This window comes from Phaeobacter sp. JH20_34 (genome assembly GCF_048056095.1).
Lineage (GTDB): Bacteria > Pseudomonadota > Alphaproteobacteria > Rhodobacterales > Rhodobacteraceae > Phaeobacter > Phaeobacter bryozoorum.
Window position 1 is genome coordinate 19,864 of sequence record NZ_JAYMWT010000023.1, and the last position, 21,922, is coordinate 41,785.

Below are 21,922 nucleotides of genomic sequence, written 5' to 3' on the forward strand. Positions count from 1 at the left end.
CCAGCTGAAAAGGATGTGATTCATGGCCCACGACGGACAGGACCCGCAAATGCAACCAACGCTTATTCCTGATTTGCTGGCGCTGACCGCTGCTGCGCTGGAACCGGTTGACCAGCTGCTGGAGGCGGCCCGTAGCACCGTCCGCGATCAGGTCAGCGAAGGCGGCCGGGTCTCTGGCGCGCTGGTCGAGGCCAACCAGACCGCCGCCCATGGCCTCGCCTGGCTCGCGACCTACGCCTACAGCCTGCGCCAGATGCACCGCTGGGCCAGCGACCTGCACTCAAATGGCAAGTTTGGCGAGATGGAGCACCTGCTGCTACAAATCGGTTTTGGCGAATACCTCTGGCAGATCTACGGCGGCATCCAGATGAACCAGGGCGAAATCCTGCGTTTGCAGGATCTGGGCCTGTCGCAAGAGAGCCAGCGGATGCTGATGGCCCCTGCCGTCATGACGCTCTGTGACAGCGGCAACACGCAGGCTGCGCGCGTCCGGCTGGTTGAGCTGATGCAGGAACAGGCCGGATCGGTGATGTTCGGCGCTTCGGGTCTGGACGAAGAACTGGAGATGATCCGCGACCAGTTCCGTCGCTACGCGGTCGAAAAGGTCGAGCCAAACGCCCATGACTGGCATCTGAAGGATGAGCTGATTCCGATGGAGATCATCGAGGAACTGGCCGAGATGGGCGTCTTTGGTCTGACCATCCCCGAAGAATACGGCGGCTTTGGTCTCTCCAAGGCGTCGATGTGTGTTGTCTCCGAAGAGCTGTCGCGCGGCTATATCGGTGTTGGCAGCCTTGGCACCCGCTCCGAGATTGCCGCTGAGCTGATCATCGCAGGCGGCACTGAAGAACAGAAAGCCAATTGGCTGCCCAAGATTGCCAGCGCGGAAATCCTGCCGACGGCGGTATTCACCGAGCCGAATACAGGCTCTGATCTTGGATCTCTTCGCACCCGCGCGGTGAAGGATGACAATGGCGACTACAAGATCACCGGCAACAAGACATGGATCACCCATGCCGCCCGGACCCATGTGATGACCCTCCTAGCGCGGACCGACCCCGACACCACAGATCACCGTGGCCTGTCGATGTTCCTTGCGGAAAAAACACCGGGCACCGATGAAAACCCGTTCCCAACCGAAGGTATGACCGGTGGCGAGATCGAGGTTCTGGGCTATCGCGGCATGAAGGAATACGAGCTGGGCTTTGACGGGTTTCACGTGAAGCGTGAGAACCTCCTCGGTGGTGAAGAGGGCAAAGGTTTCAAACAGCTGATGGAAACGTTTGAATCCGCCCGTATCCAGACCGCCGCCCGCGCCATCGGTGTTGCGCAATCGGCTCTCGATATCGCTATGCAATATGCCCAGGACCGCAAGCAGTTCGGCAAGCCGCTGATCGCCTTCCCGCGTGTGGCATCGAAGCTGGCGATGATGGCGGTAGAGATCATGATCGCGCGTCAGCTAACCTATTTCTCCGCCTGGGAAAAGGACAACGGCCATCGCTGTGACCTAGAGGCGGGCATGGCAAAACTGCTTGGCGCACGTGTTGCCTGGGCGGCTGCCGACAACGGCCTGCAGATCCACGGAGGCAATGGGTTTGCCTTGGAATACAAAATCAGCCGCGTGCTCTGCGATGCCCGCATTCTCAACATCTTTGAAGGCGCTGCAGAAATTCAGGCGCAAGTCATCGCGAGACGCCTCTTGGCCTGAGTTCAATCATCAACTCCCCTGGACACTCCTCTGACCCGGTGCGTTTCGCGCCGGGTCTTTTTTATCTTTGCGCCTCCCTGGTTGGTTGACCTCGCCCCCTCATCGAGTAGCGTGCGGCGATGCGGACCAAGTTTTTCTCTCTCGTCACCCTGACTTGCGCTTTGCCCCTAACGGGCTGTTTCGGCGATGAAACCCTCCGCGGCTACGGCGGCCGTGGCGTGCTATGGCAGCTGCAGGAGATCGACGGCCATATTGTGAAAGACGCCACAACCCTGTCCTTTGATCGCGGGGAGAACGTGTCCGGCGCCCTGCCCTGCAATCGTTTCACCGCACGGCTGGACGTCCCCTACCCGTGGTTTGACCTGGCGCAGATGGCGACCACGCGCCGTGTCTGTCCGGCTCTCGGAGAAGAGGTGGCGGTTCTCGACGCCTTGCAGCAGATGCAGATCGTGGAGATCAAGGGCGACGTCATGATCCTGTCAAATGACACCGGGCGCGAGATGGTTTTCAAGGCTGCCGACTGAGCACATCCAAAAAGCGCCCCCGCGCCTCTGGCAGCGGGATGTTGCCCAGCGATGGTGCAAGCCTGTGTTCCAGAAAGAAACCCGTGGTGGACAAAGCCGCCACGATGTCCTGCGTCTCGGCCCCTCCACGTCCCAGTAACACGTCCGGCAAGGGCAACATGCGGTCGGCCCATTCCCCCGCCCCAGCGCGCGACACCGCTCGCCCGCTTTTGGGGGAGACATAGATCAGCTCATGTCGACTGCCAGTGACGGCGCAGTGATCGAGATCCAAGCCGAAGCCCATCTCCTCCAGCAGCGCAACTTCCCAGCGCAGATAGGCCAGCGGCCAGATATCGTCACGCCCCAGAAGGTCCAGAAGCTGCGCGCTGCGCAGATACAGGTCCGGGTGCGGTTCGCGTTCAGGCAGGCAGAAGGCGAGCAGCGCCGTCACCGCGTTCAGCCCGGCAAGCGCCAATCGGCCGGACATTGCCGTGGCGGCGCGGCTGCGGATCAGCTCAGCCTGATAGCTGCCAAGATGGTCTTCGAGCCGCGCGCGCCAGGTCAGGTCCAGTTGGGCACCCGGCTGCAACACCGGCGCCATCCGGCGCCCCGCGCCACCGCGGACGATCCCGGAGTGACGCCCGTGTTCGACGGTAAACGCATCCACGATGGCAGCACTTTCCCCATGGCGGCGCATCGTCAGCAATATGCCTTCGTCGCGCCACTCCATGATCAATCCAGCCCCGGCTCGTCCAGCAAATGCCGCCCATCGCGATCTTCGACCTCGATTACCCAGAGGTCAGGGTCGAAACTGCGCTGTTTGGCGATGGCGGCATCGACATCCGCCTCATCCCCCTCGGCCAGAGTGACCCAGCTGCGCAAGCCGCTCATCAGGTCATAGGAGCGGTGCAGAGCCTGCGCTCGACGGTCCAGCGTGTTCAGCTTCACCAATACGGCCCCCGCTGTGTCATCACCATGAGAGGTCACAAAGGCAGGGATATCGGCGAGCCGCAATCGGGTGAGATAGGCCTGCACCCAGAAACTGGCGGTCAGCCGCGCCATATGGGATCAGTTCCCGTCCTTGAAATCTAGGCCCATCTCGGAATAGCGCTCGGATTCTTCCAGCCAGTTCGGGCGGACCTTCACCTGCAGGAAGAGATGCACCTTGCGGTCCAGGAACTCTTCCAGCTCAGCGCGCGCCGCCTGGCTCACAGCCTTGATGGTCTCGCCACGCTTGCCCAGAATGATGCCCTTGTGACCATCGCGCACGACATAGATGATCTGGTCGATCTTGGCGGAGCCATCTTTGCGCTCTTCCCAGTTTTCGGTTTCCACCGTCAGTTGGTACGGCAGTTCCTGGTGCAGGCGCAGGGTCAGTTTCTCGCGGGTCATCTCTGCGGCGATCATCCGCATTGGCAGATCGGCGATCTGGTCCTCAGGGTAGAGCCACGGGCCCTCTGGCAGCTGCTCCGCCAGCCAGCTGCGCAGATGGTCGACACCGTGGCCCTTCTCGGCCGAGATCATAAATGTGTCGGCAAAGGGGTAGCGGTCGTTGAGTTCCTTGGTCAGGCCAAGAAGCACTTCGGATTGAACACGGTCGATCTTGTTGATTGCGAGGGCAATCTTGCGCCCCTCGCCGATGTTCTCCAAACCTTCCAGGATGCGCTCTACCCCTTCGGTGATACCACGATGCGCCTCAACCATCAGAACAACCACATCAGCGTCCGCAGCTCCACCCCAGGCGGCAGCAACCATCGCGCGGTCCAGACGCCGCCGCGGCTGGAACAGACCAGGCGTGTCGACAAAGACGATCTGGCTCTCCCCCTCCATGGCGACACCGCGGATGCGGGCGCGAGTGGTCTGCACCTTATGGGTTACAATCGACACCTTTGCCCCAACCATACGGTTGAGAAGGGTGGATTTGCCCGCGTTGGGCTCACCAATCAGGGCAACAAAGCCGGCGCGTGTGGTCATTTTTCCTGCTCCAATCGAGCCAACAGAGATTTGGCTGCGGCCTGTTCGGCCTGACGTTTTGATCCGGCGGTTGCGCGGCCTTCGGTGCCGTCCTGCAGCTGCACGGAGATGGTAAATTCCGGCTGGTGGTCGGGCCCCTTGCGCTCAACCAGTACATAGGTGGGCGGCTGCTCTCCGCGCGCCTGAGCAAATTCCTGCAATGTGGTCTTGGGATCGCGCGCATCCGCCTCGACTCGGCCAATTCGATGGCCCCAGAGCCGCAGGATCAACTGCTGCGCGGCCTCAAAACCACCGTCCTTGTAGACTGCGGCGATGACCGCCTCCATTGCATCCCCCAGCAAGGCCAGTTTGCGTCGACCGCCTGACATGGTCTCGGAGCGGCCCAGTTTCAGCACGGCCCCCAGATCAATCTCCCGCGCCACATCGGCACAGGTTTCCTTGCGCACCAAGGCGTTGAACCGTGGCGCCAGCTGGCCCTCGGTTGCGGTCTTGTCCGTATCCAACAACGCCGTCGCCATCACCAACCCCAGAACCCGGTCGCCCAGAAATTCAAGCCGCTGGTTGTCCTGCCGGTTCGGAGACGAGACCGAGGCATGTGTGAGGGCGCGCACCAAGAGTGCCGGCTGGGAGAAATGATAGCCGATCCGCGTCTCAAACGCGCGCATTTCTTTAGAGAGTTTCACTCGATCCCCTTGAAGAAGCGATCCGCGCGCCAGGTCCAGAAAAACAGCATCGACCGGCCAGCCGAGGAGAACATGATCCGATCTGCGCGACCAATGAGATTTTCGAAAGGCACATAGCCGACACCACCGGCCGATTGCGGCAGTCGGCTGTCGGAGGAATTGTCGCGATTGTCACCCATGAAGAAATAGTGACCAGCAGGCACCTGATAAATGCCTGTGTGATCCATACCCTGATTGCCGATGTTGAGCACAACGTGCTGACTGCCGCCCGGCAGAGTTTCGATCTGGCGGGATTTCGTGCAGGTTGCCCCTTCACCCACAGGGGCGTTTTCACAAAGAGGATAAGATCCGGCAGGTCCCTGCGGCGCCATCAGCTCCTCGAACTCGCCTGCATCCTGCAGGGCAACAGCCGCGCCATTGATATGCAGGATGCCGTTTTTGACCTGGATCTTGTCCCCCGGCAAGCCAACCAGCCGCTTGATGAAATCGTTCTGGTTTACCGGGTGGCGAAAGACAACGACATCGCCGCGTTCGGGTTCATCGGCCCAGATGCGCGAGTTATCACCGTCAAGGAAGCCACAGATATCACTGCTGTCGATGTCGATGCCGACGCTGGGGAATTTCAGGCTGGGGCAGGACGCCGAAGAGTAGCCGTAAGCCATTTTGTTCACGAACAGAAAGTCACCGATCAGCAGGGTTTCCTTCATCGAGCCCGAAGGGATCCAGAACGGCTGAAAGAACAGGGTGCGGAATACACCTGCGATCAGCAGGGCGTAGACAATGGTCTTGACCGTCTCAAGGATCGAACTTCCGACTGTTGCTTTGGCCGTCATCAGGCTCTCCGGTCTAACTGTAAACAAGGGTCCGGCGCTACATGCGGGGCCGCTCCGGGTAAGTCAAGCATCGCCCGGCGTCGCAAGCGGTTCACTGGTGATTAGGCGCGCTTCGATGACGACAAAAGCCTGCGCCCAGGGATGATCATCAGTCAATGTGACATGGATGATGGCCTCGTGACCCGGGGGTGTCATCTTTGCCAGCCGATCTGCGGCCCAGCCGGTGACATGCATGACCGGCTGGCCGCTGCGCAGATTGGAAACGGCCATGTCTTTCCAGGCGATTCCCATCCGCAACCCGGTGCCGAGTGCCTTGGAGCAGGCCTCCTTGGCAGCCCAGCGTTTGGCATAGGTTCCGGCGACATCCATGCGCCGCTCGGCCTTGCGCTGTTCGATTTCGGTGAAAACACGGTTTTTGAACCGGTCACCAAACCGGTCCAAAGTGCGCTGAATACGCTCGATATTTGCCAAGTCAGTGCCAACGCCCAATATCATGCCCCGATCAAAGGCGATCTGACCGGAACTGGCAAGACCCGTGGGCGTCGGTGGCTGTCCTAGACGCGCGCCTCATCCATCAGGCGGCGCATTTCGGCGATGGCCGGGGTCAACCCTCTGAAGATGGCCTCGCCGATCAGGAAATGGCCGATGTTCAGTTCGCGCACCTCTGGAAAGGCTGCGATCGGTTGCACACAATCATAGGTCAGACCATGGCCCGCGTGAACCTCCAGCCCCAGGGAATGGGCAAAGCTGGACATTTCGCGCAGGGCTGCCAGCTCGGCATCGCGCTTGGCAAAATCGCCCTCGGCATGAGCCTCACAATAGGCACCCGTATGCAGCTCGATCACCTCAGCACCGATGCGATGTGCCGCCTCGATCTGCCGCTGGTCAGCGGCAATGAAGATCGACACCCTGCACCCGGCATCGCGCAACGGCGCGATGTAATGGGCGAGTTTGTTTTCCTCGCGGGCCACTTCCAGCCCCCCCTCGGTCGTGCGTTCTTCCCGCTTTTCCGGCACGATACAAACCGCATGGGGTTTGTGGCGCAGGGCGATCTTCTGCATTTCTTCGGTCGCGGCCATCTCAAAGTTCAGAGGCACGCTCAACGCTTCCATCAGCCCGTCGATATCGCGATCAGTGATGTGACGGCGGTCTTCGCGAAGATGAGCGGTGATCCCGTCGGCTCCGGCTTCCTCGGCCAGCTTGGCAGCGCGCACCGGATCAGGTACCTGGCCGCCGCGTGCATTGCGAACGGTGGCCACGTGGTCAATGTTCACGCCAAGCCGCAGGCCTGTGTTGTGCGAGGAAGTCTGTGCCATGGATCGCAGTTCCCAATTGAGTGCCTTTTGCCTGACACTAGGGGTTGCGCTGGCAAGGGCAAGCCCGGAAACCGCCAAATCGCGCAGTTTGGCAGCGGCTTAGCTGCTGCTGTCGTCTGCGGCGTCCAGCGAGGCGCGTTTCTTGATGACGTCGAACTTAGCCTTGATCTTGGTGCGGCGGCGCTGCTGATAGGCGCGGATGACCGGTACACTCAGCACATAGCAGACGGTTGCAGTGATGAGGCCGGGGATCACGCCACCGACGAGATAAGGATAGAACACATCGTGGTAGAACAGGGTCAGCCCCTGCCAATCCGCCGGACGATCAGTTACCAAAGCGATCAGGTTGTCAAAAAGATCATTCCCGGCGGCCAGAAATTTCCCGACCAGAGACTTGTCGACATCGGCGTCGAACTCGGTTCCAAGGATCCAGTGGCCGGTCTGCAGAGAGGCAACGCCGATCGGCACATAGGTGAGCGGGTTGCCAAAAAACGTGCCGCTGAGGGCGGCGAGGATATTGCCGTTCATCAGCCGCGCGATAATTGCGGCCACAACGAAATGCATCCCGTAGAATGGGGTAAAGGTGGTGAATACCCCCGCCCAGACACCGCGGGCGATCCGCTCCGGCGAATCGGGCAGACGACGCACACGATGCTTCACATAGTGAAACGCGCGCCCCCACCCGCCCCGCGGCCACAGGAAATCGGCAACCGCGCGCAGAGGCGGACGTCTATCACGGCGCCTGAATACCAAAGGTTCGCGTCCTTCCCAAATCCTACTGAACGGCTACCCGAGCTTTGGGCGGCTTTCCGGCACATCGCGGTACCGTGCAACGGCGGCGACATCGCTCTCTGCTTCCAGCATCAACATCAGCGAATGCAGCTGCTCTACATCCCGCAGTTCGACATTAATCATCAGCCGGTAAAAGTCTGGTTTCCGATCGACAAATTCAAGGTCGGAGATATTGGCCTTTTTTTCGCCGATCAATGTGCAAATACGTCCCAGGACACCGGCGTCATTGCCAATCGTCAGCTCCAGCGTCACGCCGTAGACAGCGGGGTGGGTCCCACTATGCCAGTGCAGATCGACCCAGCGTTCGGGCTGATCCTCGACCTCTCCCAAAGCGTCGCAATCTGCAGCGTGGACCACAACGCCCCGGCCACGATAGGTGATGCCGATGATACGTTCGCCGGGCAGTGGCTGGCAGCAGGGGGCCCGCTCGAAGCTCTGCCCCGGCTCAAGACCAATCACCGCACGACGCGGCGAAACCTCATCGCTGTTGTCAGCGGCCAGTTCCGGATAGACCGCCTGAACCACATCATGCGCGGTGAGTACCGCAGCCCCCAAACGGGCCAGCAATTCATCGACCGTGCTGACGCGAAGCGCGCGGGCCGCCGTCTCCAACGCCTTGTCAGTGGCCTTGCGCCCAACATGTTCAAACGCGGATCGCGCCAACTCGTGGCCCAGTTTCACGAACCGGGCGCGGTCAGCCTCGCGCAGGGCGCGGCGGATCGCAGTACGCGCCTTGCCGGTGGTTGCAATATCCAACCAGCTTACCTGCGGGGTCTGGCCCTCAGCAGTGATGATCTCAACCGACTGGCCATTGCGCAGGCGTGTCCAAAGCGGCACGCGGATCGAATCCACCTTGGCCCCGACGCAGGCGTGGCCGATGCGAGTGTGAATGGCGTAGGCGTAGTCGATCGGAGTCGCACCCTTTGGGAGCTTGATCACATCGCCTTTGGGAGTGAAGCAGAACACCTGGTCGGAATACATCTCCAGTTTGACGGCTTCGAGGAATTCATCGTGATCCTCCTCCGCATCAAACTGCTCCGTCAGGGACGCAATCCATTTGGCCGGATCAACCGCAAAGGGGTTCTCAGAGCGCACGCCATCGCGGTAGGACCAATGGGCCGCCACACCGGTTTCTGCCACATCGTGCATCTGCCGGGTGCGGATCTGCACCTCTACCCGCTTGCCGTCGCGCCCGGAGACGGTTGCATGGATCGACCGATAGCCGTTGGACTTTGGCTGGCTGATGTAATCCTTGAACCGCCCAGGGACAGCACGCCAACGCTGATGTATGGCGCCCAGGGCCCGGTAACAGTCTTCCTCGCTCGTTGTGATAATGCGGAACCCGTAGATATCGGACAGTCGCGAAAAGCCCTGATCCTTTTCCTGCATCTTGCGCCAGATGGAATAGGGTTTCTTGGCGCGGCCAAAAACTTCGGCTTCGATCCCGGTCTTTTCCAGTTCGGCCCGCATGTCGCCGGTGATCCGATGGATCACATCGCCGGTTTCCCGCTGTAGCGTGACAAAGCGGCGGATAATTGACTGGCGACCTTCTGGATTGAGCACGCGAAAGGCCAGATCCTCCAGCTCCTCGCGCATCCATTGCATCCCCATGCGACCAGCCAGTGGCGCATAGATATCCATGGTTTCACGGGCTTTCTGGGCCTGTTTCTCCGGGCGCATAGCTTTGATGGTGCGCATGTTGTGCAGACGGTCGGCAAGCTTCACGAGGATAACCCGCAGGTCCTTGGACATTGCCATGAACAGCTTGCGGAAATTTTCTGCCTGTTTGGTTTCGCGGCTGGACAGCTGGAGATTGGTCAGCTTGGTGACACCATCAACCAGCATCGCCACCTCTTTGCCAAAGCGGCTGGCGATTTCGTCGTAAGACGCCTTGGTATCTTCGATGGTGTCGTGCAGCAGCGCCGTGATGATCGTGGCGTCATCCAGCCGCTGCTCTGTCAGGATGGCAGCAACCGCCACGGGATGGGTGAAATAGGCCTCACCCGAATGGCGGAACTGCCCGTCGTGCATCTGTTCGCCGAACGCATAAGCATCAGCGATCCTGTCCGCATTGGTCCTGGGATTGTAGTTGCGGACCAGAGCAATCAGGTCTTCTGGTGAAATCATTTCCGGTCCGCAGCCTCAGCTCATTATGTCTTGCGACGTCTTAACCCTGCCCTTGCGCCTCCATCAGCGCACGCAGCAGTTTCTCTTCCGACATATCATCCGTGGCAGGCTTGTCGCTTTCCGCGCCCATCAGCAGGGCCATGGAGTCATCCTCCGGCTCATCAACCTCGATCTGGGTCTGGTTGCTTTCGATCAGACGCTCACGCAGGGAGTCGGCGCTCTGCGTTTCATCAGCGATCTCACGCAGGGACACGACGGGGTTCTTGTCGTTGTCACGCTCAACCGTGAGCGGCGCACCAGCGGCAATCTCACGAGCGCGATGCGCTGCGAGCATCACCAGCTCAAAGCGGTTGGGAACCTTGTCTACGCAGTCTTCAACCGTCACGCGGGCCATGGGCGACTCTCCAAATCAAAAATAAGTCCAGAAGGGTGACTTCTAAAACCAAAGCTTTCTCTTGACAAGCGCCGAATGGGGCGCATTGGCGGCTCAGACCGGCGAAATCTCGGTCAAATCGGACATTGGCAGCGCCGCACAGAGTTGACGCACGGTCTGACCCAGAATCGGATGGCGCCAATCAGGTGCAACATCGCGCAGCGGCACCAGCACAAAGCCACGATCCTGAAGCCTGGGATGCGGCAACAGCAACTGGCCCGGCGCCTCTTTCATCTGCAGATCCAGTGGCAGATCCCTCCACCGTTCGAAGGTCGCCACATCCGGACAGACCAGATCGTCATAAGCGACCAGATCCAGATCCAGTGTCCGCATGCCCCAGCGCTGCACACGTCGGCGGGCAAAATCCGCCTCCACCTCATGCAACAGTTCCAACAGTTCACGCGGGGGCAGGTTTGTGCCGATCGCAATCGCTGCGTTCACATAGTCAGGACCCGAGCCCGCCGGGAAGCAAGGCGTTTGATAGAAGCGCGAGATTGCCCTCAGGCTGATGTCTGATTCGGACAACTGCCGAACAGCCCCTATGAGGGTATGCTCAACCGACTGTTCGCCGATAGGCAGGTTTCCCCCCATGGCGATAAGCGCCTCTGACCGGAATTCGGTCATTTTTGCCCTCGTTTCTTAATCCCGATACACTTGCGGCAAATGTCAAATAACCTACATTAAGTCCACCCGTTTTAGCGTATTTCAGCATTCACTCACGGAACCTCACTGCTGGGACGGACCTACCGGAAGGACATATTTGATGTTTTACAAGGACGAACGGCTCGCGCTGTTCATCGATGGATCGAACCTATATGCGGCAGCAAAGGCGCTTGGGTTTGACATCGATTACAAGTTGCTCAGGCAGGAATTCATGCGCCGGGGCAAGTTGTTGCGCGCGTTTTACTACACAGCTCTGCTGGAAAATGATGAGTACTCTCCGATCCGGCCATTGGTTGACTGGTTGCATTACAACGGTTTCACCATGGTGACCAAACCAGCCAAGGAATATACCGACAGCATGGGTCGGCGTAAGGTGAAGGGGAATATGGATATCGAGCTGACGGTCGATGCCATGGAACTTGCTCCCCGCGTGGACCATATCGTGCTGTTCTCCGGTGATGGTGATTTCCGCCCGTTGATCGCCAGCCTGCAGCGGCAGGGTGTGCGCGTCTCCGTCGTCTCCACCATCCGCAGCCAGCCGCCAATGATCTCGGACGAGCTGCGCCGACAGGCCGATAATTTCATCGAGCTGGAAGAGTTGAAAGACGTGATCGGCCGCCCTCCCCGCGAACAAAGTGACCCGCGCTCCGTATCAGCCGCCACCGGCTGATACAGATCTCTGGCCTGCCGGAGGCCACCACTACCCAGACATGGCCCGCAGCAGTACCTTCACTGTTTGCGGGCTTTTGCTTGCGCTGTTTTTGGTTTCCTTGTCCCCGGGACCGCCGCTTAATCAATTGCCACGGGGCTGGACCTCGCCGACAGAAAGCCCTAGCTCTGAGCGATAAGGAGACCGCGATGACCAAGCCCCCCCTCACGCTATATCTCGCCGCGCCGCGCGGCTTTTGTGCCGGTGTCGACCGGGCGATCAAGATCGTCGAAATGGCGCTCGAGAAATGGGGGGCGCCTGTCTATGTGCGCCATGAGATCGTGCACAACAAATATGTGGTCGACGGGCTGCGCGACAAAGGGGCCGTCTTCGTTGAAGAGCTGGATGAATGCCCCGATGATCGGCCGGTGATCTTTTCAGCGCATGGCGTCCCGAAGTCGATCCCGGCCGAGGCAGACCGACGCCAGATGATCTATGTCGATGCCACATGCCCGTTGGTGTCGAAGGTCCATATCGAGGCGCAGCGCCATGCGGAAAACGGGCTCCAGATGATCATGATCGGTCACAAGGGGCATCCTGAAACCATTGGCACCATGGGACAGCTGCCCGAGGGAGAAGTGCTGCTGGTGGAAACCCCGGATGATGTCACCACGGTGACGGTTCGCGATCCTGACAATCTCGCATATGTCACCCAGACGACCCTGTCGGTCGATGACACCAAGGATATTGTTGCAGCACTTCAGGCTCGGTTTCCGAATATTGTCGGCCCTCACAAGGAAGACATCTGCTATGCCACCACCAACCGCCAGGAGGCTGTCAAGGAAGTCGCCCCGAAGGCAGATGCCCTATTGGTTGTCGGCGCTCCTAATTCATCGAACTCACGACGGTTGGTCGAAGTTGGCGCCAAGGCGGGATGCCAATATGCACAGCTGGTACAACGGGCCGAAAACATTGATTGGCGCGCGCTTGAGGGAATTTCCTCGGTCGCGATCACCGCTGGTGCCTCTGCGCCCGAGCTCTTGGTGAACGAAGTCATCGATGCCTTCCGCGAGCGGTTCGAGGTAACAGTCGAGCTGGTGGAAACCGCGATTGAACGGGTTGAGTTCAAAGTTCCCCGGGTTCTGCGGGAAACAGCCTGAGGTGGCTTGTCCCCTGCAAACGATAATGACGTAGCCGCTTTGCCGGTCTGCGGATTTCTTTGTCTTGCAACTGACCGGCAGCCGATTACCCTTGGCCTGAACCACCTTGTCTATCATAAGGAGCTGGTCAATTGATTTCACTGCAATTTCTGGTCACCGCATTTGTCGTCGTCCTCGCGCCAGGGACCGGTGTGCTCTACACGCTGGCGCTTGGTCTTGGCCAGGGGCGGCGTGCCGCGATTTGGGCAGCGGTCGGCTGCACCTTTGGCATCGTGCCCCATCTTGTGGCTGCGACACTGGGGCTGGCTGCGGTTCTGCACACCTCGGCGGTGCTGTTTCAGGCGGTGAAGATTGCGGGCGTTCTGTATCTTCTGTATCTGGCCTGGCAAATGCTGAAAACTGACGGCGCGCTGTCATTGTCCGGCGCGCCTGCTGCTCCGGATCATGGTCTAAGGATCGCCAAGCGCGGCGCCCTGATCAACATCCTGAACCCGAAACTTTCGGTGTTTTTTCTGGCGCTTCTCCCGCCGTTCCTGTCAGGCGCGGCCGCAACAGCGACACAGGAGATGGTCGTGCTCGGCTTGATTTTCATGGCCATGACTTTTGGTGTCTTTGTGCTCTACGGGCTCTTTGTAGCGCAGGCGCGAAGCTTGATCCTGGGGTCGGACACAGTGGTCAAATGGCTGAACCGCAGCTTTGCTGCGCTGTTTGCCGCGCTGGCGGCCCGATTGGCGATGGAACGGGCATGAGCAGGATACCACCGGCACCGCTGGTCTTGGGGCTGGCCGGGCTGATACCATTCGTCTGGGGAGCACTCACCACGCAGATCCCGGCGTTGCAGGTCTGGGGTGCCAGCCATCTTGGGGCGCGGTTTGTCGGCCCCTATGTGCAGCTGTTCTATGGCTCTGTGATCCTCAGCTTCATGTCCGGCGTGCTCTGGGGATTTGCGACCAAGACATCGGGTATGCAGGCGGCAACTGGTTATGCCCTGTCGGTGCTGCCAGCGCTTTGGGCATTTTTCATGACCGGCGGTGGACCGACCAGCGCGGGCATAAACCTGATCTACGGCTTTGCCGGCCTGTTGCTGCTGGATTATGCCTTTTACGTTTGGCGTCTGACCCCATCATGGTGGATGCAGCTGCGCCTGCTGCTGACCGGCATCGTGGTCGCCAGCCTCGCCGTCGGTGTCTACCTGTGAGCGGGCCTGACCGCGAGACACTGGAGATCTACAACAACAAGGCAGCGGATTATGCTGACCGGAACCAGACACACCTGCGAGAAGACCCACGCCTGCACGAGTTCATCGCTGCCTGCCCGCCGAACGCACGGGTGCTGGATCTGGGCTGCGGTCCCGGCACCTCCAGCGCGGTTATGGCCGCAGCCGGGTTGCGCCCTGTGGCGATGGATGCTTCCGTGGAAATGATCGCACTGGCGGAACATATGCCGGGTGTTGAGACGTGTCTCGCTAGTTTTGATGAGCTGTCGGGGTGTGACATCTATGATGGCATCTGGGCCAATTTCAGTCTGCTACATGCGCCGCGTGCCGATTTTCCGCGTCACCTGAGGGCCATCCGGCTGGCGCTGCGGTCAGGTCGGCCCTTTTACATCGCGCTAAAGCTCGGTAAGGGCGAGGCCCGCGATGCCCTTGGGCGATATTATACCTACTACGAGGAAGACGAATTGATCGAGCTATTGCGCACTGCTGGGTTCACCCCGGACAATCGCACCACCGGCGAAAACGCAGGGCTGGACGGCGCTATGGCGCGCTGGATTTCGGTGGCCTGTCATGGCTGATCTCTTCGCCTACACGGATGGCGCCTGCTCCGGCAATCCTGGCCCGGGTGGCTGGGGGGTTTTGCTGCGCGCAATGGACGGCGACACTGTTGTCAAGGAAAAGGAACTGCAGGGCGGCGAAGCCGAGACCACCAACAACCGGATGGAACTGCTGGCAGCGATCAATGCCCTGGAAAGCCTGGCGCGCCCCTCTACCCTCACCGTGGTGACCGATTCAGCCTACGTCAAAAACGGTGTCACCGGCTGGATCCACAGCTGGAAACGAAATGGCTGGAAGACCGCGTCAAAGAAACCCGTGAAAAACGTTGAGTTGTGGCAACGTCTGGACGAGGCGCAGCGCCGTCACACGGTCACGTGGGAATGGGTCAAAGGCCACGCAGGCCATCCCGAGAACGAACGCGCCGATGAACTTGCGCGTGCAGGCATGGCCCCGTTCAAGACTGGCAAAGCCAAGGCATGACCATCCTTACCCTTCTGGACTATGCGTCCGTTCTGGTCTTTGCGGCCTCCGGCGCCCTGGTGGCCAGCCGGGCACAGCTCGATATTGTCGGCTTTGCTTTCGTGGCCTGCCTGACCGCCGTCGGCGGAGGGACGGTGCGGGATCTTTTACTGGATCGCAACCCAGTGTTCTGGATCGGCGATTCTACGATAATCCTGTTGGCGGCGGTGACTGCGGTGATTGTCTTCTTCACCGCCCATTTGGTGGAAAGTCGGCTGCGCTGGATTGTCTGGCTCGACAGTTTTGCACTGGCAATCGCAGTTTCGGCGGGTACCGGCGCTGCCTTGCTAACCGGCCAGACGCCGGTGATCGTTGTGCTGATGGGCATGGCAACAGGCACCCTGGGCGGGTTGATGCGTGATGTGGTCTGCAATGAAGTGCCGCTGGTGCTGAAACAGGGCGAGCTCTATATCTCATGCGCCATGGCAGGCGCGATTACGGCGGTGGTCAGCATGGCATTTGGCCTGCCGACCCGCTGGGCGCTTGTGGCCTGCGCGGTGGTCTGCTGGGTTTTGCGGGCGGGCTCAATCGCGTTTGGCTGGCATCTGCCAGTTTATCGTTCACGCCCGCCGCGCAGCTGAGCAACAGTCGGCAGGAAGGTTCAGCGGCGCCAGTGAAACGGCACGATGACCAACGCGCCGACGGATGCGGCGATGGCGTTCCAACCCGGTGCGCGAAAGCCGACGCCAAACATGATCACCACAAAATGGAACAGGAACGCGCCGCCAACGCAGATGATGATCGACGAGAGATACCCATTGTGGGTAAAATCGGTGCGCTCCGCCAGGTAGCCGACGATCCCGGCAATAACGACGCTGCCGAACAGGGCCAGAAACATTTCCGCCTCCCTTAAAGCTGTGTGCCGCGCGCTACGGGAAAGCCACGCAGGAAAATCTCGCGTTCCTGTGCTCCCTTGCCTGCCCGCTGCAATCGCAACAGCTCAACCGCGCCCTCACCACAGGCAACCCGCAGCGCATCGTCCAGAACGATTCCCGCCACGCCAGCCCCGTCGACAACGCGGGATGCCAACAGCTTTACGCGCTGACCCTCGATCTCGCACCAGGCACCGGGAAACGGAGACAACCCGCGGATCGTCCGATCAACCTCCACCGCGGAGCGTTGCCAGTCGATGCGGGCTTCGGCCTTGTCGATCTTATGGGCATAGGTCACGCCCGCGTCCGGCTGCACCTCAGGTGTCAGGTCAGACAGCCCGTCCAGGGCACGGACGATCAGGTCTGCCCCCATTTCCGACAGCCGATCATGGAGCTGGGCGGTGGTTTCCTCCGGGCCAATCTCGGTCGCTTCGCGCAGCAGGACCGGGCCGGTGTCAAGCCCCGCCTCCATCTGCATGATGCAGACGCCAGTTTGACTGTCGCCCGCCATGATGGCACGGTGAATGGGTGCCGCTCCGCGCCAACGCGGCAGCAGGCTCGCATGGATATTGAGGCAGCCGTGTCTGGGGGCATCCAGCACCGCCTGTGGCAGGATCAAACCATAGGCCACGACCACCGCGACATCCGCCCGTAGATCCGCGAATTCGGCCTGCTGCTCGGCCCCTTTGAGGCTGACCGGGTGACGGACATCAAGACCCAGTTCAATCGCGCGGGCATGAACGGGCGTTGGTCGATCCTTCTTGCCGCGCCCGGCCGGACGGGGCGGTTGGCAGTAGACCGCAGCAATCTCATGACCCGCGTCAACCAGGGCATCCAGAACCGGAACCGAAAACTCCGGCGTCCCCATGAAAACAATACGCATCCGCTGCCCCTTACTCTCAATCCATTCGCCTGAAACAGGCCCCGAACCGCGGGTTTGTCCCCGCACGTGTCTCAGCCATTCAGCTTCTTCGCCTTGCGGATCAGCATATCGCGTTTCACCTTCGACAGCCGGTCAAAATACATACGGCCATTCAGGTGATCGATCTGATGTTGCACGCTGGTGGCCTCGATCCCGACGAAATCCCGTTCGACCACCGCGCCGGTTTCATCCATATATCGCACGGTCACCGCGCGCGGTCGTTTGATTTTGGCCGAGACGCCGGGGAGGTTGGGACTGGCCTCCTCATGTTCCCGCAGCGCGACCGAAGCATGCAGGATTTCGGGATTCGCCAGCCGGACAGCGCGGCCCCGTTCGCTGGAGCCGTCGACAACTGCCAGTCGTTGCAGGACGCCGATCTGGTTTGCGGCCAAGCCAACACCGGGCATTGCCTCCATCGTGTCGATCATATCCTGCCAGAGGGTCAGCGTATCCTCGGTGATTTCGCTCACGTCCTCGGCGCGGCTGCGCAGATGCTTGTCGGGCCAGGGCAGGCAGGGGCGCACGGTCATCGGGGTGTCTCCAGATTAGTTTCATAGGTGGCAAGGGCCGCAGCGCGCGCCTCTGGATCCACCCGGTCAAAAGTGACACGACCATCAAGATGATCGTATTCATGCTGCACGCAAGCCGCAGCAAACCCGTCAAACCGGCGCTGATGGCGCACGCCCTCCATGTCGGTCCAACCGAGATCTACCCAGGCTGGGCGCGTCACATCGAGACTGAGGCCCCTGATCGACAGGCACCCCTCGGTGCGTGTCGCCATCTCATCGGAAAGGGCGATGATCTCTGGGTTCAGGCAGACCAGCGGGTCGCGCGTGCCTTCCTTCCAGGTCGTATCCATAACAAATACCCGTGCCAGAACACCGACCTGGGGCGCGGCCAGTCCACGACCCGGCGCGGCATACATGGTATCGAGCATATCGCGCACCAGATCCGCAACCTCTGACGGGTCAGTCACCGGCGTAGCTGGGCTACTCAGCACCGGGTCGGGCCAAGCCCTGATCTGGAGAACCGTCATCTTGTCCACCTTTCCGGGTCAAAGCAGCCAACGTACGCCATCTTGTCCACAGACGGAGCCACCCGCCCATCGTCAGCTACCGCGTCCGCGCTCGCGCTTCAGTTTCTGCATTTTCCGTGTGATCATCTGCCGTTTAAGCGGTTTCAGGTAATCAATGAACAGCTTGCCGTTCAAATGGTCGATCTCATGCTGGACGCAGGTCGCCCAAAGACCATCAAAGGTTTCCCGCTGGGGATTGCCATTGCGATCCATCCATTCGACGTCAACCACCTTGGGGCGTGTCACCTCGGCGTATTGATCGGGAATGGACAGGCAGCCTTCCTCATAGACATTGATGTCATCCGATGCTGCAACCACTTCTGGGTTGAACATGACCAGAGGGCGGGCCGGGCCATCCTCTTCCTTGACACAATCCAGCACGATAAGGCGGTCCAGCACGCCGATCTGCGGCGCGGCAAGGCCGATACCCGGCGCAGCATACATGGTTTCCAGCATGTCGTCGGCCAGCGTGCGCAATGCGTCCGAAAGGTCGGGAACAGCTGCGCATACCTTCTTGAGGCGGGGATCAGGATGGATCAGGATCGGTCGTTTCATGCCGCTGATTTAGGCCATTGACGCCCGCCCTGCAACGGCCCCCTTGCGTGTCGCTGGATTGCCGTTAGCTTCGCCCCTGAACAACGGGAGTTCAGACATGGATTTTGACAAGATCATTGACCGCCGGAATACACATTGCATCAAATGGGACATGATGGAGGATCTCTATGGCGTGCCACGAGACAAAGGTCTGTCGATGTGGGTGGCCGATATGGATTTCGCAGTGCCATCGGTCGTGACCGACAAGATGCGGGAAATGGCCGACCATGGTGTCTATGGCTATGTGAATTGCGACAGCCCCTACCGGTCCGCAATCTGCTGGTGGATGCAGAACCGTCACGGTTGGTCGGTCGACCCCGACGCGATTTTCACGACAACCGGTCTAGTGAACGGCGTCGGTATGTGTCTGGATACCTATACGCAAACGGGTGACGGCATTGTGCTGTTCACGCCGGTCTATCACGCCTTCGCCAAGGTTATTCGCAACGCCGGACGTGAGGTGGTCGAATGCGAACTTGCCGTCAACGATGGGCGCTACGAAATGGATTTTGCGGCCTATGATGCGCAGATGACCGGTTCGGAAAAGATGGTCATCCTCTGCTCTCCCCATAACCCGGTCGGCCGTGTCTGGACCCAGGATGAACTGCGCAGCGTTGCCGATTTTGCCAAGCGGCACGATCTGATCCTGCTCTCCGATGAAATTCATCACGATCTGGTATTCGACGGTGCAACTCATATCCCGATGCAAAACGCGGCACCGGATATCACCGATCGCCTGTTGATGCTGACCGCGCCGTCCAAGACGTTCAACTTCGCCGGTATGCACACCGGTCAGGTCATCATTCCCGATCCCGATCTGCGCGCAAAATTCTCCCGCCGGATGCTGGCGCTGGCGTTGTCGCCGAACTCTCCCGGCCAATGGGCAACGGCTGCCGCCTACTCTCCGGAAGGCGCCGCCTGGGTGGATGAACTGGTGCCCTATCTGGACCGCAACCGGCAGATCTTCGATGCCGCCGTGAACGAGATCCCCGGTCTACATTCAACCCGGCTGGAAGCGACCTATCTGGCCTGGGTCGATTTCTCCGGCACTGGCATGAGCCGCGAGGAGTTCACCGCACGGGTTGAAAACGACGCGAAGATTGCGGCCAACCACGGGCCCAGTTTTGGAACTGGTGGCGGCAGCTTCCTGCGGTTCAACCTAGGCACCCAGCGCGCACGGGTCGAAGAGGCCTGCGAGCGTCTGCGCGGGGCATTCGCCGACCTTCAATAATGCCGGGTGGAAAATCGGTCTCGCTCAGATACGCGAGACCGAGGAGAAAAAACGGGGGCTCTATTTAAGGCCCCCGTTTTCCAATCAAATATCAATATACCCAAGCAAATTCGCCCGGCTTAGAGCCGCAGGTCATCCTGTGCAATCAGCCCCACCGGCGCGTCCGGAGCACGGTAGAAATCCAATGGTGCCTTGTCCGAGGCCGGTGTTGCGCGTTTGAACTCATACCGCATTTCGCCGCCCTCCTCATCAGAGGCAACGATCAGGCATTGGGACAGATGCCGACTGCCGTCAAACAGATCAACCAGGCCCCGCAGCTGCGGTGCATCTGCTGCCTCGATCGAAAAGCCGTCTTTCCACATGCGCAAGACCGGAAACATGTGATCGTCTACAGCCACGCGCAGGCGGCTCTTGCGTTTCATTCCATCCAGCCGCGCGGCATCCAGCGCGTCCAGCACAGACTTCGGAACAAATGTCGTCATCGCAGTGACCTTTCGATCTGGCAAACGCTGGCGTCATCGCATGGCGATAATTCTTCCAGCGCGAGCGGGCGTTTTGCCCGTTTCACCACAAGTGTGAACTTGGAAAGGATAAAATCAAGTGAACTTTTTGAGTCATTTCCACATCTTTCGCGCAGCACCACTTTTGATCTGCGCGTTGCAGGCTGGATACGCCCCTTGTCGCAGCTGTGCACTGGCGCAGGGATGATGCGCGTAAACTGCGATGGGCGCGCGCCCCCGCTCAACCTAGGTTACCTCTCGACATATGTATTCACAGCATACAGGAGACGGTGATGGGCCTCTTGATTGATGGCGTCTGGCACGACCAATGGTACGACACAGCATCAACCGGTGGCGCGTTCAAACGCTCGCAGGCGCAATTTCGAAACTGGATCACCAAAGATGGTCTGGCCGGGCCAACCGGCAAAGGAGGCTTTGCCGCGGAGAGCGGGCGTTATCATCTCTATGTCTCGCTGGCCTGCCCATGGGCGCATCGTGCGCTCATCTTCCGCCAGCTCAAAGGGCTGGCAGATCATATCAGCGTTTCGGTCGTACACCCAGATATGCTGAACTCAGGGTGGAGTTTTGCCAAGGACGACCACGGCGCGACGGGTGACACGCTGTTCGGGAATGATCATCTCCACCAGATATACACCCGCGCCGACCCACAGTATTCCGGTCGGGTCACCGTGCCAATCCTCTGGGACAAAACGCAAAATACCATCGTTTCCAATGAAAGCGCCGACATCATCCGCATGTTCAACAGCGCCTTCGACGGCATCAGCCACAATGATGATGACTACTGGCCCGAAGAACTGCGCGAACCGATCGAAGCCGTGAACAATCGGGTCTATTCCACCCTGAACAATGGTGTTTACAAATGCGGGTTTGCCACCACGCAGGAGGCCTATGACGCCGCTGTTGAGCCGCTGTTCGAGACACTCGACTGGCTGGAAGACATCCTGTCCGAACATCGTTTCCTGCTTGGCGACGCGTTGACCGAGGCAGACTGGCGGCTGTTCACCACCCTTGTCCGTTTTGATCCGGTCTATCACCTGCATTTCAAATGCAATCGGCGACGGCTGATCGATTATCCGAATCTCTGGGCCTATACTCGCGCGCTGTATCAATGGCCGGGCGTGGCTGGCACCGTCGGAATGGATCACATCGTGCGCCACTATCATTACAGCCATGAGACCATCAACCCGCATCGGATCATCCCGATCAACCCGCAGATCGACTGGATGGCGCCTCACGGCCGCGGCTGACCTGTCAGCCTGCCACTGTCGCATGGTTGCTGCCGTGCCTGCCTGCAACCGCGCATTCGTGGTACGCCGAATGCGCGGGCTACAATCCTCACGTGGTTCACGGATTGTCGCCCATGGATGTTCCTTGCCGCTGTGATCGGCGATCACAACCGTCGATGCGGGAATCGGCAGTTGCTCCCGGACAGCCGGTTTCCGGCAAACGAGATATTACGTCCCTATTGTCGGGTTTTCGCCAAGCACACCCATAGCGAGATTTCCCGCGCCGCAATCTCCCCGAGATTAGCGAATTGTTGATTGCATGGGGCTATGGTTGCTTTCTCGTCATT

28 protein-coding genes are annotated in these 21,922 nt (G+C 59.9%); 11 read left to right on the forward strand and 17 right to left on the reverse strand.

Annotated elements, in window-relative coordinates:
* The first annotated feature begins 22 nt into the window (after positions 1–22).
* Positions 23–1,708 (forward strand): acyl-CoA dehydrogenase family protein, encoded by a 1,686-nt coding sequence (locus VWZ81_RS18045; RefSeq protein ID WP_416543458.1) that lies wholly within the window; start codon positions 23–25, stop codon positions 1,706–1,708.
* Between the two features lie 119 nt (positions 1,709–1,827).
* Entirely contained in the window at positions 1,828–2,232 is a 405-nt protein-coding gene (locus tag VWZ81_RS18050; RefSeq protein WP_340546549.1) for an META domain-containing protein, read from the forward strand.
* Here VWZ81_RS18050 and recO read toward each other — a convergent pair.
* From recO to folK, 11 genes are all read right to left on the reverse strand, one after another.
* Positions 2,216–2,941, reverse strand: a complete 726-nt coding sequence (gene recO, locus VWZ81_RS18055) for a DNA repair protein RecO (RefSeq protein ID WP_416543459.1) — start codon at positions 2,939–2,941, stop codon at positions 2,216–2,218. The genes VWZ81_RS18050 and recO overlap by 17 nt on opposite strands.
* Before the next feature lie 2 nt (positions 2,942–2,943).
* Positions 2,944–3,273 carry a DUF1491 family protein gene (locus VWZ81_RS18060; RefSeq protein ID WP_416534640.1) on the reverse strand — a complete coding sequence of 110 codons (330 nt, stop codon included), beginning with the start codon at positions 3,271–3,273 and terminating at the stop codon, positions 2,944–2,946.
* Between the two features lie 6 nt (positions 3,274–3,279).
* On the reverse strand, positions 3,280–4,185 hold the full coding sequence (gene era / locus VWZ81_RS18065) for a GTPase Era (protein ID WP_340546546.1): 906 nt from the start codon (positions 4,183–4,185) through the stop codon (positions 3,280–3,282).
* On the reverse strand, positions 4,182–4,868 hold the full coding sequence (rnc, locus tag VWZ81_RS18070) for a ribonuclease III (RefSeq protein ID WP_340546545.1): 687 nt from the start codon (positions 4,866–4,868) through the stop codon (positions 4,182–4,184). Before rnc ends, era begins: the two co-directional genes overlap by 4 nt.
* Positions 4,865–5,701 (reverse strand): signal peptidase I, encoded by an 837-nt coding sequence (gene lepB, locus VWZ81_RS18075; RefSeq protein WP_416534641.1) that lies wholly within the window; start codon positions 5,699–5,701, stop codon positions 4,865–4,867. Before lepB ends, rnc begins: the two co-directional genes overlap by 4 nt.
* A gap of 63 nt (positions 5,702–5,764) precedes the next feature.
* Positions 5,765–6,196 carry a holo-ACP synthase gene (gene acpS / locus VWZ81_RS18080; RefSeq protein WP_340546543.1) on the reverse strand — a complete coding sequence of 144 codons (432 nt, stop codon included), beginning with the start codon at positions 6,194–6,196 and terminating at the stop codon, positions 5,765–5,767.
* Between the two features lie 59 nt (positions 6,197–6,255).
* Positions 6,256–7,017, reverse strand: coding sequence for a pyridoxine 5'-phosphate synthase (locus VWZ81_RS18085; protein ID WP_340546542.1), 762 nt, complete (start codon positions 7,015–7,017; stop codon positions 6,256–6,258).
* A gap of 99 nt (positions 7,018–7,116) precedes the next feature.
* Positions 7,117–7,770, reverse strand: coding sequence for a DUF2062 domain-containing protein (locus VWZ81_RS18090; protein ID WP_340546541.1), 654 nt, complete (start codon positions 7,768–7,770; stop codon positions 7,117–7,119).
* Positions 7,771–7,803: 33 nt separating this feature from the next.
* Positions 7,804–9,936: a RelA/SpoT family protein gene (locus VWZ81_RS18095; RefSeq protein ID WP_340546540.1), complete on the reverse strand. Its 2,133-nt coding sequence runs from the start codon at positions 9,934–9,936 to the stop codon at positions 7,804–7,806.
* A 40-nt stretch (positions 9,937–9,976) separates the two neighbouring features.
* On the reverse strand, positions 9,977–10,330 hold the full coding sequence (rpoZ, locus tag VWZ81_RS18100) for a DNA-directed RNA polymerase subunit omega (RefSeq protein WP_061049565.1): 354 nt from the start codon (positions 10,328–10,330) through the stop codon (positions 9,977–9,979).
* A 93-nt stretch (positions 10,331–10,423) separates the two neighbouring features.
* The gene (gene folK, locus VWZ81_RS18105) at positions 10,424–10,993 is read right to left on the reverse strand and encodes a 2-amino-4-hydroxy-6-hydroxymethyldihydropteridine diphosphokinase (RefSeq protein ID WP_416534644.1); all 570 of its coding nucleotides are present in this window, start codon (positions 10,991–10,993) and stop codon (positions 10,424–10,426) included.
* A 139-nt stretch (positions 10,994–11,132) separates the two neighbouring features.
* Between folK and VWZ81_RS18110 the strand changes: the two genes are divergently transcribed.
* From VWZ81_RS18110 to VWZ81_RS18140, 7 genes are all read left to right on the forward strand, one after another.
* Positions 11,133–11,702, forward strand: coding sequence for an NYN domain-containing protein (locus VWZ81_RS18110; RefSeq protein ID WP_340546538.1), 570 nt, complete (start codon positions 11,133–11,135; stop codon positions 11,700–11,702).
* A gap of 188 nt (positions 11,703–11,890) precedes the next feature.
* Positions 11,891–12,841, forward strand: a complete 951-nt coding sequence (ispH, locus tag VWZ81_RS18115; RefSeq protein ID WP_416534645.1) for a 4-hydroxy-3-methylbut-2-enyl diphosphate reductase — start codon at positions 11,891–11,893, stop codon at positions 12,839–12,841.
* A 131-nt stretch (positions 12,842–12,972) separates the two neighbouring features.
* The gene (locus VWZ81_RS18120; protein ID WP_416543460.1) at positions 12,973–13,590 is read left to right on the forward strand and encodes a LysE family translocator; all 618 of its coding nucleotides are present in this window, start codon (positions 12,973–12,975) and stop codon (positions 13,588–13,590) included.
* Positions 13,587–14,039, forward strand: a complete 453-nt coding sequence (locus tag VWZ81_RS18125) for a DUF3429 domain-containing protein (protein ID WP_340546535.1) — start codon at positions 13,587–13,589, stop codon at positions 14,037–14,039. Before VWZ81_RS18120 ends, VWZ81_RS18125 begins: the two co-directional genes overlap by 4 nt.
* Positions 14,036–14,635 carry a class I SAM-dependent methyltransferase gene (locus tag VWZ81_RS18130; protein ID WP_416543461.1) on the forward strand — a complete coding sequence of 200 codons (600 nt, stop codon included), beginning with the start codon at positions 14,036–14,038 and terminating at the stop codon, positions 14,633–14,635. Before VWZ81_RS18125 ends, VWZ81_RS18130 begins: the two co-directional genes overlap by 4 nt.
* On the forward strand, positions 14,628–15,095 hold the full coding sequence (gene rnhA, locus VWZ81_RS18135) for a ribonuclease HI (RefSeq protein ID WP_416543462.1): 468 nt from the start codon (positions 14,628–14,630) through the stop codon (positions 15,093–15,095). Before VWZ81_RS18130 ends, rnhA begins: the two co-directional genes overlap by 8 nt.
* Entirely contained in the window at positions 15,092–15,715 is a 624-nt protein-coding gene (locus tag VWZ81_RS18140) for a trimeric intracellular cation channel family protein (RefSeq protein WP_340546532.1), read from the forward strand. Before rnhA ends, VWZ81_RS18140 begins: the two co-directional genes overlap by 4 nt.
* 20 nt (positions 15,716–15,735) lie before the next feature.
* On the opposite strand, the gene VWZ81_RS18145 is transcribed toward VWZ81_RS18140, so the two are convergent.
* The 5 genes from VWZ81_RS18145 to def (VWZ81_RS18165) all read right to left on the reverse strand — a co-directional run bounded on the left by VWZ81_RS18145 (position 15,736) and on the right by def (VWZ81_RS18165) (position 18,558).
* The gene (locus tag VWZ81_RS18145; RefSeq protein WP_416543463.1) at positions 15,736–15,972 is read right to left on the reverse strand and encodes a hypothetical protein; all 237 of its coding nucleotides are present in this window, start codon (positions 15,970–15,972) and stop codon (positions 15,736–15,738) included.
* A gap of 11 nt (positions 15,973–15,983) precedes the next feature.
* The gene (fmt, locus tag VWZ81_RS18150; protein WP_416540997.1) at positions 15,984–16,889 is read right to left on the reverse strand and encodes a methionyl-tRNA formyltransferase; all 906 of its coding nucleotides are present in this window, start codon (positions 16,887–16,889) and stop codon (positions 15,984–15,986) included.
* A gap of 71 nt (positions 16,890–16,960) precedes the next feature.
* Entirely contained in the window at positions 16,961–17,458 is a 498-nt protein-coding gene (def, locus tag VWZ81_RS18155; RefSeq protein ID WP_340546529.1) for a peptide deformylase, read from the reverse strand.
* Positions 17,455–17,964: a peptide deformylase gene (def, locus tag VWZ81_RS18160; RefSeq protein ID WP_416543464.1), complete on the reverse strand. Its 510-nt coding sequence runs from the start codon at positions 17,962–17,964 to the stop codon at positions 17,455–17,457. The genes def (VWZ81_RS18155) and def (VWZ81_RS18160) overlap by 4 nt, the downstream gene beginning before the upstream one ends.
* A 72-nt stretch (positions 17,965–18,036) precedes the next feature.
* Complete coding sequence (def, locus tag VWZ81_RS18165; protein WP_416543465.1) at positions 18,037–18,558, reverse strand: peptide deformylase; 522 nt, start codon at positions 18,556–18,558, stop codon at positions 18,037–18,039.
* Between the two features lie 97 nt (positions 18,559–18,655).
* On the opposite strand from def (VWZ81_RS18165), the gene VWZ81_RS18170 reads away from it, so the two are divergent.
* On the forward strand, positions 18,656–19,828 hold the full coding sequence (locus tag VWZ81_RS18170) for a MalY/PatB family protein (RefSeq protein WP_416543466.1): 1,173 nt from the start codon (positions 18,656–18,658) through the stop codon (positions 19,826–19,828).
* Between the two features lie 119 nt (positions 19,829–19,947).
* On the opposite strand, the gene VWZ81_RS18175 is transcribed toward VWZ81_RS18170, so the two are convergent.
* The gene (locus tag VWZ81_RS18175) at positions 19,948–20,310 is read right to left on the reverse strand and encodes a hypothetical protein (protein ID WP_340546525.1); all 363 of its coding nucleotides are present in this window, start codon (positions 20,308–20,310) and stop codon (positions 19,948–19,950) included.
* 311 nt (positions 20,311–20,621) lie between these two features.
* Here VWZ81_RS18175 and VWZ81_RS18180 point away from each other — a divergent pair, with 311 nt between their 5' ends.
* Positions 20,622–21,596, forward strand: a complete 975-nt coding sequence (locus VWZ81_RS18180) for a glutathione S-transferase family protein (RefSeq protein WP_416543467.1) — start codon at positions 20,622–20,624, stop codon at positions 21,594–21,596.
* Positions 21,597–21,922: the final 326 nt, after the last annotated feature.

Coding starts and splice junctions, on each gene's coding strand:
- VWZ81_RS18050 (WP_340546549.1), top strand. CDS start 1,828: ATGCGGACCAAGTTTTTCTCTCTCGTCACCCTGACTTGCGCTTTGCCC.
- recO (WP_416543459.1), bottom strand. CDS start 2,941: ATGGAGTGGCGCGACGAAGGCATATTGCTGACGATGCGCCGCCATGGG.
- def (WP_416543465.1), bottom strand. CDS start 18,558: ATGAAACGACCGATCCTGATCCATCCTGATCCCCGCCTCAAGAAGGTA.
- def (WP_416543464.1), bottom strand. CDS start 17,964: ATGACGGTTCTCCAGATCAGGGCTTGGCCCGACCCGGTGCTGAGTAGC.
- VWZ81_RS18170 (WP_416543466.1), top strand. CDS start 18,656: ATGGATTTTGACAAGATCATTGACCGCCGGAATACACATTGCATCAAA.
- VWZ81_RS18145 (WP_416543463.1), bottom strand. CDS start 15,972: ATGTTTCTGGCCCTGTTCGGCAGCGTCGTTATTGCCGGGATCGTCGGC.
- lepB (WP_416534641.1), bottom strand. CDS start 5,701: ATGACGGCCAAAGCAACAGTCGGAAGTTCGATCCTTGAGACGGTCAAG.
- era (WP_340546546.1), bottom strand. CDS start 4,185: ATGACCACACGCGCCGGCTTTGTTGCCCTGATTGGTGAGCCCAACGCG.
- rpoZ (WP_061049565.1), bottom strand. CDS start 10,330: ATGGCCCGCGTGACGGTTGAAGACTGCGTAGACAAGGTTCCCAACCGC.
- folK (WP_416534644.1), bottom strand. CDS start 10,993: ATGACCGAATTCCGGTCAGAGGCGCTTATCGCCATGGGGGGAAACCTG.
- VWZ81_RS18060 (WP_416534640.1), bottom strand. CDS start 3,273: ATGGCGCGGCTGACCGCCAGTTTCTGGGTGCAGGCCTATCTCACCCGA.
- VWZ81_RS18180 (WP_416543467.1), top strand. CDS start 20,622: ATGGGCCTCTTGATTGATGGCGTCTGGCACGACCAATGGTACGACACA.
- acpS (WP_340546543.1), bottom strand. CDS start 6,196: ATGATATTGGGCGTTGGCACTGACTTGGCAAATATCGAGCGTATTCAG.
- VWZ81_RS18045 (WP_416543458.1), top strand. CDS start 23: ATGGCCCACGACGGACAGGACCCGCAAATGCAACCAACGCTTATTCCT.
- VWZ81_RS18110 (WP_340546538.1), top strand. CDS start 11,133: ATGTTTTACAAGGACGAACGGCTCGCGCTGTTCATCGATGGATCGAAC.
- ispH (WP_416534645.1), top strand. CDS start 11,891: ATGACCAAGCCCCCCCTCACGCTATATCTCGCCGCGCCGCGCGGCTTT.
- VWZ81_RS18095 (WP_340546540.1), bottom strand. CDS start 9,936: ATGATTTCACCAGAAGACCTGATTGCTCTGGTCCGCAACTACAATCCC.
- VWZ81_RS18140 (WP_340546532.1), top strand. CDS start 15,092: ATGACCATCCTTACCCTTCTGGACTATGCGTCCGTTCTGGTCTTTGCG.
- fmt (WP_416540997.1), bottom strand. CDS start 16,889: ATGCGTATTGTTTTCATGGGGACGCCGGAGTTTTCGGTTCCGGTTCTG.
- VWZ81_RS18125 (WP_340546535.1), top strand. CDS start 13,587: ATGAGCAGGATACCACCGGCACCGCTGGTCTTGGGGCTGGCCGGGCTG.
- VWZ81_RS18175 (WP_340546525.1), bottom strand. CDS start 20,310: ATGACGACATTTGTTCCGAAGTCTGTGCTGGACGCGCTGGATGCCGCG.
- rnhA (WP_416543462.1), top strand. CDS start 14,628: ATGGCTGATCTCTTCGCCTACACGGATGGCGCCTGCTCCGGCAATCCT.
- def (WP_340546529.1), bottom strand. CDS start 17,458: ATGACCGTGCGCCCCTGCCTGCCCTGGCCCGACAAGCATCTGCGCAGC.
- VWZ81_RS18085 (WP_340546542.1), bottom strand. CDS start 7,017: ATGGCACAGACTTCCTCGCACAACACAGGCCTGCGGCTTGGCGTGAAC.